This is a genomic window from Pseudomonas sp. LTGT-11-2Z, from assembly GCF_003691445.1.
GTDB lineage: Bacteria > Pseudomonadota > Gammaproteobacteria > Pseudomonadales > Pseudomonadaceae > Aquipseudomonas > Aquipseudomonas monteilii.
Window position 1 is genome coordinate 4,462,658 of record NZ_CP033104.1, and the last position, 13,264, is coordinate 4,475,921.

5 protein-coding genes are annotated in these 13,264 nt (G+C 57.2%); 2 read left to right on the forward strand and 3 right to left on the reverse strand.

From position 1 onward, the window contains the following. Positions 1 to 35: 35 nt before the first annotated feature. From D8767_RS20945 to D8767_RS20955, 3 genes are read right to left on the reverse strand one after another with little or no spacing between them, the layout of a single operon-like run. A complete protein-coding gene (locus D8767_RS20945; RefSeq protein ID WP_016715115.1) occupies positions 36 to 2,861 on the reverse strand; it encodes a hypothetical protein in 2,826 nt (941 codons plus the stop codon). Position 2,862: 1 nt separating this feature from the next. Further along, positions 2,863 to 5,295: a hypothetical protein gene (locus D8767_RS20950; protein ID WP_121757562.1), complete on the reverse strand. Its 2,433-nt coding sequence runs from the start codon at positions 5,293 to 5,295 to the stop codon at positions 2,863 to 2,865. A gap of 47 nt (positions 5,296 to 5,342) precedes the next feature. Next, the gene (locus D8767_RS20955) at positions 5,343 to 7,106 is read right to left on the reverse strand and encodes a hypothetical protein (RefSeq protein ID WP_154670335.1); all 1,764 of its coding nucleotides are present in this window, start codon (positions 7,104 to 7,106) and stop codon (positions 5,343 to 5,345) included. Positions 7,107 to 7,382: 276 nt separating this feature from the next. Between D8767_RS20955 and D8767_RS20960 the strand changes: the two genes are divergently transcribed. Together D8767_RS20960 and D8767_RS20965 are read left to right on the forward strand one after the other, a co-directional pair. Beyond that, complete coding sequence (locus D8767_RS20960; protein WP_141745087.1) at positions 7,383 to 7,979, forward strand: hypothetical protein; 597 nt, start codon at positions 7,383 to 7,385, stop codon at positions 7,977 to 7,979. A gap of 64 nt (positions 7,980 to 8,043) precedes the next feature. After that, positions 8,044 to 13,092 (forward strand): RHS repeat-associated core domain-containing protein, encoded by a 5,049-nt coding sequence (locus D8767_RS20965; protein WP_162998260.1) that lies wholly within the window; start codon positions 8,044 to 8,046, stop codon positions 13,090 to 13,092. The last annotated feature ends 172 nt before the right edge of the window (positions 13,093 to 13,264 follow it).

Consider the following 13,264-nt stretch of genomic DNA (forward strand, 5'->3'; position numbering starts at 1 on the left):
TATTAAGTGCCCTCCGCAAGGGAGGGCCGACATCATCAGAGCGTAAGGATCAGGCAATCACGTGTTTGCGCTTCTTTATCTTCGCCCTCGGGCACGCCAAAATCGAAATGCAACGTATGCTGATGACCCTGCTGATCAATCAGCTCGATCGTGATGGGCTCTTTGAGGTGGCTGTAGTAAGGCTCACCGGTCGCGATATCATCCCAGTGCTTCATGGCGTCAGTACGACGCAAGCTGATCATTAGTTCGCCAGCCCTGGCGCCTAGCGCCTTATTGAGTTCAGGGAGCACGTGACTGCGCTGCTTGGCCATTCGATAAAGCAGCCCATCCATCAACAGCCTCTGATGTTCGGACTCCGGCGCCTTAAACGGAATGAATTGCAGGCCGGTATAACTGCAATAGTGATCGTCCGCCTGCTCCGACGCCCAGCGCAGCAGGCTCTTGTTTGCACCTGGCGGTATGTAGGCACTGATAAACTTGCGCGCAACCCCACCCGCCACAACATGTTTCAGGCGCCAGTAGTCCATCGTATTATCGACATAGATAAAGTCATCACCGGCGATAGGTGACGCGTCACTTTCACCCACAAGTCGTACACGCTCAAACCCGTACTGTTCCCTGGCAAAGTTCAGCGCCGGCCTGGCCTTCACGTTTACCTTGCCTTCTTTCTTCTCTTTTGAATACGTCCACGCATGGCTGTCGGCATTCTGAATGCCAGCATAGATTTCCAACGTGGTTGCTTGTCGAGAGTGGATAAAGAAGCGAACGCGTCTTTCATTATCGCCCAACACCGGCACCGATGCCGCCACCGCAGTGTCACTTGTCGACGGGGGATCGACATCGTTCCTTGAGCGGCTGACAGCCCATTCCATTCCTGACTCTTTGCCGATCCCCCCTTCGTGCGCCTGCAGAAACGGGAGCGTATTGTCCGAACCCATCACCATCAGTTGCAACGTGGCCAGTTCAGCGTCCGAAACGATTGCGTCTTGCCCACCGACAGTTTGTGCCTCCACCCTCACTTCAACTTCAATCTGCTGCCAGCCATTGGCATAACAGGTGTCATGGCCGATTACTACCAGCTCGAACGTGGCCAAATCGGTCCAGCCTTGCTTGTGCGGCACTGCGGCACCGTGGGTCGGGACGAACTCCACCATGGCATAGCCGGCGCGTTCGTCATCGTCATCGGCAATGATCACGCAGACGGGCACTGTCGATTCCTCGTTCGGAATATAGGTACCTGTATCCTGATCGATGTTCCCCTCACCGAGCATTGACCATTTGATCGGACGATTGGAGTTACTGACACTGAAGTTGATCGGCACGCCGGACTGCAGTTGTCCGACATGGCCAGGCTCGATTACCAGGTCAGCCGGCCAGTCCATGATGACCACAGAGCATATGGCTCTCTCGCCAGTTGACTTGTCAGTTACCTGAATATGCTGGACACGGATGAGCGACGCGACATCGTCAGGCTTGTCAGGTTGGAATGTCGCTTTCCCGCCCCCCAGGTCAGTCAGCACGCCCGAAGCGATTCCTAGCAGCTCCCACCGCAACTCTCCGCCGTCGAGGCTGTCGGCACGCAACTCGATAGCCTTCTGACCGCCAACCCAGCTTGCCATACGTGGGGCGATGCTTACCGCTTGCCCCTCCTGCACCAATGCGTGTCGCGTGACCTCCACGCCCTCGTGCTGACAGCGAGCGGTGACCACCACCAATTGCTGATCCTGAACAAAGTCGGCAGCGCCCCGGGCCGTGTAGGTGCTGCCCTGGAATGTTCCGGACACCGCTGGCCGGAACAAGTTGCTTGCCTGCCAGCCTACCTCCCCGGGCGCACCTTGCAGCTGGAAGGCCTGCGGTTGCCCTGCCCGAATACGCGCAACCCCGGGATGGACCGCAAGGCTGTTTTCACCTGGTTGCCAATCCCCGAAAATAACCCAATCAAGCGGGTGGTGGATGTCCTTGCCTGAGAAAACATGATCAATGCCCACCTTGATCGTGCGCAGTACGTCGAGCGGCCCACCTGCACCAAGCGCTTCGATCGTTGGGTCGAGAATGAGCGTAGCCGGCAAGCCGACGGCTTCTTCAGGGATGAGGTAGGGGAATTCGAATTCAGGATCGGGTTGCCCGCCTGCGCGTACGTCGACACCCAGTTTCATGAATACCAGAAGGGCCCCATCGCCCTCACGGTTTTTACCAGCGTCTGCGCCCCATGGCGCGGCCTGCGTTCGCAGCATCATGCGTTCCGGGCTCAGCGGTGCGAAGTCACGCAAGTCAAAACGCACCATGGCATAGCTACGCCGGTAGGCTGGAATATAGCCAAAAGCCTCCTGTAGCTCACGGCCGATCACCGTGTTCGCATAATCGGTCGATGCCAGGTTCGTGGTCACGTCCTGCATTTCGCCCAGGTCCAGCACCACTGACGCAAAGGGATGGGTCGAACCTTGCTCCAGCCGAAGGCTTGCTTGCGCCTGCACCCAGTAGCCCATGCCTTCGCTGATGGAAAAACTCTCGACCACTCGGCCCGGACGAGCGACTTGCTTGACCGAACGCGCAAAGTCGCCTGCGATCACATTGAAGCGCACAGTCACTTCTGCTGTGGTCGGCAGGGTTCTGACAAAGCTGATTTGCGGCTCGCCGAATACTACCCCCTGAAACGAAACGGACTGTTGCGCGCCTTCGTCGAGCTCAGCCTCCAGTATGAGGGGCTCAATGAACGTGCGCTCTCCCAGCGCTTCGAGAAACTGCTCGCGCAGTTTCATGTTCAGCACCGCCTGATTGAGCGCGAGCACACCGCCCCAGCCACTGCGTATCGTGGCGCTTTCCAATAACTTGAGCAGTACTTCTTTGGAATGACTGGCCATATCAGTTCACCTTCTCAGTACCCAGCAACTGTACGAATCGCTGGCTGGAAACGAATGGGACGGGAATGATCATGTAGGCGAAACGGTCCACGCTATCGCCGTCGTCATAGAACGCAGTGACGATTGCATACTGCTCGGCGCTGCCCGCCTTGGGTGTATACAGGCCGTTCTCAAACGTTCCATCGCCTTTGTATTTATGCCAATGCGTGGCCGCAGCCGGCACTTTTTCTTTGGGGACGGTTCTTGTAGTCCGGTAGAATGTGAGTTGTACGCCAGTACCCGAAACTTCCGCCTCCAGCCAATAGCTCCCGCTCTGGTCCACCACAACCAACACATCGATAGTGCGCTTACTATTATCTGCGCTTGAAACTTCCACCTCGGCGAGCCGAGACGAAATGAAGTTAAGAGGTTCCCCTGCGCCAGGCGCTGGCAGCGTTTTAGCTGCTACAAACTTGCGCCCGTCCTGCATTGTCGGGTCTTTATCCGGGTCTTCCTCAATTGCTCCCAGATTCTGGTCCTTGAGGGTCCAGGTCAGGGCCTTCTTGTCCACTTCACCGGCTACCAAGGAGTACTTGCTACCCAGCGAGACGACCACCACAGAGGGATAGACTGATACAGAACTTTCAACCAGGCTGAGCATTGCTTTGCTGACCTTGTCGCCGGCCGTGGCAGTGACGATGACCCGACGGAAGCCCGATGCGCGCAGCGAATCGGCGCTAGGCGCCGTGTATTTACCTGAAAGGTCAATATCCCCTTTCTCGCCCTCTTCGCCATCAACATTGTCCACTGACCACTTGATGTCGCTTGCGCCTGATGCCTTGAACGTCAGGCTGCCACCGCCGGCAACTACAACCTCGCTCGGCTCAATAACCAGATCGGTACGTTGCGGTGACAAGTGGCCAAGAACGGTCAAATCGGTCGGCATGTTCAAGTTAACGGGCGTCACCACATTGCCGCCCTTGAACAGTAAGTTGTTCAGGCGAAATGCATCCAGGGTCGCACCGATATCCACCAGCGACGCCGCAAGCGAGGTGGCATAAGCCTGCAAGCCTTGCCTGTAGAATTTCAGGTAGTCGTAGATGAATTGGATTTGATTAGGGGTCACTTTGGGGTCGGCGTAAACCAGCTCTATGGCAGTATTCGAACGCTGACTCTGAACCGAAAAATCAATAACAGAATTTTCACCTTCAACCTTAACCTTGAAACTGAAAACAACTTCAACATCTACAGTCGTTTTGAGCGTGAACTTACGATCCGGCCACGGATTAGCTGTATGTTCACGGTGACCTACTACGCCATCGACAAACACAGGATCCGGATTAAGTTTAAACACGACACCATTGCGCTCTACACGAAAGCGCATTGCCGGCTCATCAGCATAATTGAACCCGAAGGCAGGCGTCAAACATCTAAACAATGGTACCTCATGGTTAATGCGCGCCCACCACCCTCCCGCCGTTGCGACGAGCTCACGATGACGTGACCCTGGAATCTCGCGATCCTCAAATTTTGCATCCGCTACCCAGGGCACCTTATTGATCTCAGGGAATATCACTTTATTGTAAATGAGATCCTGAGCCAGGATCAGGTTACTGGTAAACTTTTCCGCCGACGAAGGCAACATATACAGCATATCTTTATCTTCATGCGGGTATGAACCATTCTTATCGCCTTTCATAGCAATGAACAGTACCACAGCCCCTTCGCCAAAGGCTGGATCACCACGTTTTGCGGAATTATGCTCTGCATGAGTACGTATGCCAAAACGCGCTGGTTCCAGCACCGAGTCTTCGCTCTCCCTCAACTCGCTGAGTGGCAGCGTGGTCAGTTCGTCGCCCCATGTTTTCATTAATTCAGCAAGGTGGGTACCTAGCCTAATACGCTCGAACTCTGTTTCCACACCGGTAAACTTGTACTGGTAGATAAATTCGCCATTCTCATTCAGTTGTATAAGTTTCAACACCACAGCCCCTTCATCACCGATACTGCTCTGTGACGTTGCCAGATCTGCCGTGAAGATCAATGAGGGGCCTACAATCGCATTCAAGGTGGACAACCGTGTGACTACCTTATGCGTCTCACCCGCGAGGACGGACTCCTTGAGTTGCAATTGTTTACCACCTACCATGCGCATGGTCGCGGCGACCCTGCCGTGTTGGATAGAGGCGTTCTCGAAAGACAGCCGGGGCCTATCCAGCGTCAAACCCATCAGCACATGCTTGACGCCTTCGCCAACATCTTCTTCGGAATCTTCGAACACGGGGAACTGCTGATCGGTACCAAGCCGGTCAATGTACTCCTGCATAAGCAGGACATTGGTTTTTTGCCGATCGAAAACCAGGATGGCACCCCACCCGAATGTCCAGCGCTGTTTTTCCATTTCTTTCAAATAGTCTTCAAGGCTTAATGCTTTAGGGGAAACATGTTTATTCATGGTCAGTGACTCCTTGGATACATATCAAATGTTCAGCCCGACACGGGCTACTGAGTTTTTCGAGGTGTCAACTTCAGGGTCGGCAGCGCATGCCAGCTGTCGCCCTTGTCATAGCTGACTTCGGCAGATACCGTGTACTGCAGGTTATCGGTCATCTGCTCGTAAACAGCCCTGGACAACCACTGCTGGACTCGCGCGTCTTCGAACTCGGTAACAGTGATAGCCACCTTGTTGCGCAACACGCCGCTAGCCAGGCCATCAACACGAATAGTCAGCAACTGCCCTGGCGCGGCGAATGACCATAGCCCCAGGCCGCTGATCAACAGTTGTGCACCATTGGCTGTCAATCTGCTCCGTTTCAGGTCGCCGTTGGCTTCCGCCTGCGGGCAGGCCATGGTGGGGTTCGGTGCCAGAGGCGCGACACGCAGGTTGACCGGCGAAGATTCGTCAACAACGGCACCCTCGCTGTCGACAATCTTGTAGCGCACCGTGAAACGTCTGCCTTCGATATCCCCAGGCTGGTGCATATTGGCTGCGACTACACCAGGGTCGACCTTGTAGCGCCGCTCCGTGCCCGGCTCTGGCTCGCGGACAACCTGCTGCCCGCCATTGGGGTGACCCAACCAATGCACTTCGATGGATTCGCCTGAACGCAGGTCAAACTCTGGAACGTTCACGTAAGCGCCGTCGATGGCATTGCGCGCGTTGAGTACCTGCTTGTCCGTGCCATCAGCAATGGCATGGTCAATAATCGGGGCGATCAGGTTGCGCGGCGCTTCAACCGCCACGGTCAAGGTATCGGAGGTCAATGCCCGGCCGTCACGGCCATACTGGTAGAACACGTTGTTGTTCCCGGTTTGCAGTGCCTGCGGGCCGATCAGGAACAGCGTTTCCTTGGCTTCCAGGCTGCTGGCATCCATCCGTGCAACCTGTAACAAGGTGTCCGCGCTCTGCGCTACTCGCCAATGCAACAAGACAAAATCACCCGCTTGCATGTCGGGATGGGCAGGCACACGAACCATCACGCCCTGGGGATATTTGTCCGGGTCCAGCGGGTCGCCTGTATAGCCATCCACCGTTGGAGCCCCAAGTACCGGGGTAGCGCTGGGGGCCTCGGTGATCTCGAACACCTGTACCGGCGAGTCGAGTGGGTTTCCATCAAGAGGAACCTGGTAATGCATCTCGGCCCGGCCACCGCGAATGGGCGTAAATTCGGATCTGCTTACAGGCCACAGCAGTGGCAAACCAACGTTCTGTGCGGTGACCTCGTGGAACTCGCTTACCGGTGTTTGCTCCACATCCGCCTGGTCGAACCGGCGAATGACCAACTCGACACGGTGACCCGGTTGCATGGCCTGGTACGGCGGAGCCTGCATCAACACGCCTTCGGTTTCGAGTTCATTCCAGTTGATTACCCGGTCATGGGATTCGCGCCCTTGTACGACCGCTAGCGTTTCCCCCTGCACGGGGGTATCACGCACACCGAGGTAGCAGCGCAGGCGCAGGGAATCAGGGGTCTCTTCGGAGAAGTCGCCAACTTTGTAGGAACAAAAGGCCCAGCCATCCTTGAAAGGCTCGACCATCGCGTTTTTGACCGACAAGGAAAGGCCAACGGCGGGATCGTAATCTGACGGGACTTCGGCAGCTGCGCCCAGTTCGTCGAACGGCGTACCGTCCACGCCGACACCTCGCCAAATCAAGAACACTTCCTGCCCATGCTGCAGGTCCGGTTTCTTGATCAGTACTTCCAAGTCCTGGCCTTGCAGGGCATTAACGTCGATTTCTCCGTCATTGTTTCTCAATGGAATCACGGGAAAAGGATCAACCTTTCTTGTTGAATCCGCATTGCTATCGCTAAGGGTCATTCGCCTGCTCCTGGTCGGGCATTGATGGCGATATTTCTACTGCGATAGCCAACCGCTGCCTACTGGCAGAAATGACAGGTCAGCGCTGCTCGCCTGCCGCCGGGCAACTTCGTGCGACCTGATAAATCTGCTAGGTGCGTAACTGACGAATTAGCGCTTAGGCTTCCTCTACTCCGCAGGCAGTTATCAACCTGCGTAATCACTGATTGCAGAGGCCGACACATGACAACTTTGAAATCCATGCCACGTACCAGCACTGGCCATCGCGCTCGGTGTATCGCATTTATGTTGTTTATCGGCAGCAGCATCCCGCTGGCCGCACAAGCGGCCCAAGAGCCGCAAGGCGTACTGACGCTTTATCAAACCGTTGACAACAATACAGAGCTGAGCTGCTCATTCGATGTGCCTGCGACGGGCAGTGACACCATCGTCCGGTTCTACCCCCGGGATCCGAATGGTAAATGCAAAGGCAATGAAACCGACGAGAAGGATAAGCTGTTCCAGCCCCATTCAATCCGCATTCGTTATGCGCCGGCTGCAGCCCGCATTATTCTCTCCGACAAACAAACCTCCCAACTCCATTGCAGCAAAGACGGCAACTGGATCGAACTGGAAACGACCCGCCCCCTCTCGTCGCTGGAAAAAATGGGGCTGGATAATATCACTGACTATACCGGTTATGTCACAAACATCGGTAGCGACACGCAGGCACGCAGCATTGGGTTCAAACGGGTCGATTCCAAAGGCATCATTCCTCAAGGCAAACTCAACTGCATAGAGGTGAAGACCTCGGCCAGCGTAAGCAGTGGGGGTAAATGATATGGCCGGCGCTTCCGTCATTCATTCCAACGCCACTAACTTTCAAAGTTTCCTGCAGAGCGGCGTGGACCCCCGCACAGGCCAATACACCCTGGCGATCAAACTGCCGACGTTGGCAGGCAATGACCTCATCGGGCCACAATTGCCGTTGCAGTTGGCGTTCAGCCCATTGAATGACCAGGACTCTGGATTTGGCAAAGGCTGGAGCCTGGGCCTCACGCAATATGTGCCGGGCTCACACATGCTGACCCTGCACAGCGGGGAAACATTCAAAGTCACCGGCGACGGTGCGCAGCCGGACATTCGGGAAAAAAAACTCGACACCTTCCACTTCCATGATGACACCCAGCACCCCACAGCCCCCCAGGACCGTTACCGCGTTGTGCACAAATCGGGGCTGGTGGAAATCCTGACCCGACACGGCGGCAGCAATAACCCTATGTACTTGCCAACCGAAGTCCACACGGCAATCGGGCATACGCTTTTGCTGCGTTATTCCGCCAACCCGATCCACCTGGAAACCCTCGAATGGCGTGACAGCGACAACAAGGTTCAGCAGTTGCTGAAACTCACCTACTCCACAGGTGGCGCAACCATCGACCTGCACCCCGGCGCCGGGGCAGACGGGTACCATGCCCGCTATACGCTGCAAATGCTCAACCGCGTGCTGGACAAGATCATCCTGCCAAGCGAAGACCAGGCGAATTGGCGTATTGAATACGCCCAGGTCAACAACCTGACCTGCGTAAAAAAGCTGTGGACACCCTTCGGCGCGGAGGAACATATCGACTACGACGTTGACGGCCATCGGCTGCCAACCAATGCAGACCGCACAACCCTGCCCCGGGTCAGCGAGCACCGGGTTTACCCGGCGGGTGCCGGCAAGCCACACCTGAAGACAACCTACACTTACCAGCACTTCGACACTGACAGTGAGACCTGGCTTGACCACAATTTCGTCGGTTACAACAGCGGCATCACCTGGCAGGACGACGGCGAAGACAACCTGTACCGCGCCCAGGCAGACTATCAGTACAGCGTGACCGCGACCTTCTGGGACGGCAATGCAGCGGTGCGCACCCGCACCCATACCTACAACCGCCACCACCTCATGGTGCGTCAGACACTTGAACAAGATGGCCACATCGAAGAAACCCTGACCCGTTATCACGAAGCGGACGATACGCCGTTCGAGCTCCAACCGCCGTACTTCCAACTGCCCCATGTCATCACCAAGCGCTGGACACTACGCAGCGACCCCTTCAAGCAACGTCTCGAGCAAGTCACTACCCTATACGATGAAGTAGGCAACCTGATCGAGGAAGTGCAACCTACCGGTATCCGCACCCGTTACGAGTACTACTCCGAACAGGGCGAGGCAGGTGAGGACGGCATTTGCCCGGCCGACCCGGAAAACTTCAAGCGTAACCTGAAGTGTATAACCGTGTACCCGCTATCCGGACTACCAGGCGATGCTCCGGTTTTGCGCACGCGCCTAAGCTACAAGGAATACACGCCGTTGGACGGCAAGACAACGCCGTGGCTGGCCGTAAGTGAAGAAAGGCACCTGCAGGTAATGCGTGCCGGCCAGCACGACGAAACCGAACAACTGCTGCAACTGACCGAGCGCGGCTACCTGAACGAACCCAGGAATGCGTACCTGCATGGCCGGCCCGACTACCAGACCACCACACGCTATGGCGCCGCACTCAAGGACCCGCTGCGCAAAGCCATGGAAAGCCGAACCACCCGCACCAACTGGCATTACCGTAAGGTACTGGATAAGGATTGGGGCCTTGAGCACTGGCGCGATACCCGCGTATTCGGGTACGACGCGGAGCCTGGTTTAACACAGATGAGCACCAGTGAGGCTACTTCGGCACTGACCGGGCAGCAGACTTACCGCCAGGACGCCACAGGTAACGCCGTACGCTTCACCTACGACGCACTGAACAGGCTGCTTGAAGAAACGGTTGCACCGGGAACCCCTGACGCGACCACAACCGCGCATGGTTACGCCTTGGTCAGCGCTGTTGGCGGCATGGCGACACAGTGGGTCATCGAAAGCACCGGTGTGAAGTCGACCGTTACCCTGGACGGCTGTAACCGGCCTGTAAGGGAAGAGCGGGAAACCGCGGCGACAGCAGGGACCAGCAAGCTGGTTAGCGAAAGCGAGTATGACGGGCTGGGCCAGCTAAAGAGTCTGACGCTTTACGATTACTACCAGACCGACGCCCATGCAGCGGAAAAGGTCATCGAACTCACCTCCAGCTTCGCGTACGACGCCTGGGGCGAGCTGTGCAAAACCACCCAGGCGGACGGTGTGACCACGCACCGCGAGCGAACGCCCTTCGGGAAAAGCGGTGACACCGTCACCGAATGGGTCGAAACCCCGGATCGCCCCGGCCAGCGCCAGCAGCAAACAATCACCGAAACCAACAGCTTCGGCTCACCAGCCCTGGTTTACAGGGTAGATGCGGATGGCAAGCCGCTGGGGCGACAGGTGTTCACCTATGATGGCCTTGGCCAATGCACCGACCAAGCGCGCTTCATCGAGAAACCCGGCAATGCCATCCACACCGCACGACGCAACACGCGCTACCAGTTCGACGTGTGGGGCCGCATCAGCCAGACCGAACAACCGGACAAATCTACCATGCTGCGTGATTTTGCCCTGCACAGCAGCGGCGAGCTGACTGAACGGCTGCAAGTCCGTTCACGCAACAGCCTCACCCCGCAGGTTGTGTGCACGCGGGAATTCGACGGCGTATCGCGGCTGAAGGCGCTGACCATGGGCGCCAGGCATGAAACCTATACCTATGTAGACAATACCGTGCTGCCCCATACCCGCTCCACCGCGAGCAAGCGCACCTTCACCTACACCTACCAGCCTAGCCTGTCAGCACAGCCCAAGAGCATCAGCATCGCCACGCCAGCCAGCATCGATGCCCCCCACGAAGCCAGCTTCGACTACCACCCGCTGACTGCGGCCATCAATGATGCCACCAACGCCCAAGGCAAGCGCAGCTACCACTACACCGACCAAGGCCACCTGAAGCAAGCGCTTTGGGCCGACGCAATCACAGGCGAACAGCATACATGCAGCTACAGCCACTCCCTGCAAGGCCGGCCACTGCTCACCACCACCAGCGACGGGGACAGCATTGCGCATACCTATGACGCGCTTGGCAGGCTGGAAACAACACGCCAGGGTAACCTGCTGGCCACCTTCGGCTATGACACCGCGGGCCGGCTGCACACGACCGAAACCGAAGACACTGCAAACGGGCAGCGAGTGCTGTGTGAGCAGTACTACGATGATCTGGGCAGGGAGACGTCGCGCACCCAGACACTGACGCGTGCCGATGGCTCCGCGCTCACCCACGCGCTGGTTCTGGCGTGGCGCTCGGACGACCAACTGTATAGCCGTACCCTGAGCCGCGACGGCAGCGTAGTGCTGCATGAAAGTTTCGACTACGACGTGCTGGACCGCCTCGAGCATCACCGCTTCGAGGGTACGGAGCTGCCAGGCAATGCCCACGGCCGGCAGTTCGTCAGCCAGTTCTTCATCTATGACGCGCGGAACAACCTGAGCGAGTGCTACACCGACTTCGCCGACGGCAGCATGGACAAGGCCACCTACCGCTACGACGGCTTCCTGCTGCGCGAGGCCACGCACACCCTGCAGCCGGATTACCCCGCCAAACAGGCCTTCAGCCATGACGATGACGGTAACCTGCTGAACGACGAGCAAGGCAACCGCCTGGTCTATGACCTTGCCGGGCGCCTGCAGGAGGTACGCAGTAGCGATGGTGCGCAGCTGTTGCACAGTTACCGCTACGACGGCCACGGCGACCTGATCGGCGCTACGCAGGGCAGTGCCGGCGAAGTGCAGCGCCGGTACCAGGACTACCGCCTGAGCAGCACGCTGGAAAACGGTTTGCTGACACAGTACCTGTACGCCGCAGACAGGCCGGTGGGGCTGCAGCAAGCCGGTGCCGGCAGCGACACACGGCTGCTGCTGAGCGACCATACCGGCAGCGTGATCGGCGAAAGTGATGGCAGTACGCTGACGCAAGCCCGCTACAACGCATACGGCGAAACCCTGGCCGACAGCAACCTGCAGGGTATGCTCGGCTTCAATGGCGAAGCCCGTGAGCGCGCGCTCGGCTGGTATCTGCTGGGGCGCGGCTATCGGGCCTACAACCCGGTGCTTATGCGCTTCCACAGCCCCGATGAACTGAGCCCGGAAGATGCAGGCATCAACCCCTACAGCTACTGCGGCGGCAACCCATCGAACTGGCGCGACCCAAGCGGCCACAAGGGCGAACGGTACAGTGTCGAGCTGCCTTACATTCCACCTACGCCGGCACCCAAGCCGAAGAAAGACTGGCGATCCTGGCTGGGGGTCGCCCTCGGTGTGGTGTTCGCAGTGGTCAGTTTGATCATGTTGCCGCCGGTAGGCTTTACCTTCGCATTTGCCCTCGGCGTCGGCAGCCTTGCCCTTGACGTTGCTTCCACGGCTGCATCGGCAGTTGCTGTGGCGAACAACGATGAGACGGCCAACAACTGGGCGTTCTGGCTGGGCATTGCCAGTGCCGTGAGTACCCTGACAGTTATTGTGGCCAGCCGCTTTATGGCGGCTAAAACGACCAGTAATGTGGTGACACGTAGTGTGGGGACGCAAACGGATGATGTGATTGGTGCTATTTCAAACGGTGGTAATTTAACTCAGACTCGCTCCATCTTCGGCCCCGCTTCTAATTTACCGAGCCGTCGATTCAATAACTACGTCCGCAAGTTTACAACCGGCAACGGAAAAGCAAAGTTCTCTGAACTTGATAGCCTGGATTCAATTCCATTGAGAAACGAAGGAGAAATCGTACGCAACCCTATATACAAAGCCGACAAAAACGCCGCACCTACAATCTTCGAGGCTAATATCGTTACCACCGAAGGCCCAACAACGACAATCTTCACGCCCGCTTCACCTACTACGACTGATTTTACGCCCGCAGCCGGGATAGAAGGGTGGGGGCGTCGCATTGTGAACGGTAAGGTCAGTTACACCGAAAATGTATTCCCACCGGACTTCCGACCACCTGGACTCTAACAGGGTGCAAACCGAAGGCGGCCCTAACGGACCGCCTCCGTCACGATTTCACAAGGCATCTTTGTAGGCTTTCCCATGCTTAAATACGACTTTTCCTACATCTAGATTCCTGTGCCTCCCGTATCGTCGCGTCAAATTTGCCGCTGGCGGAGCGTTACTTCCAGAGATGGAC

Bases quoted from the DNA above. Each gene is read 5' to 3' on its own strand.
- D8767_RS20945 (WP_016715115.1), bottom strand. From the start codon at position 2,861: ATGGCCAGTCATTCCAAAGAAGTACTGCTCAAGTTATTGGAAAGCGCC.
- D8767_RS20950 (WP_121757562.1), bottom strand. From the start codon at position 5,295: ATGAATAAACATGTTTCCCCTAAAGCATTAAGCCTTGAAGACTATTTG.
- D8767_RS20960 (WP_141745087.1), top strand. From the start codon at position 7,383: ATGACAACTTTGAAATCCATGCCACGTACCAGCACTGGCCATCGCGCT.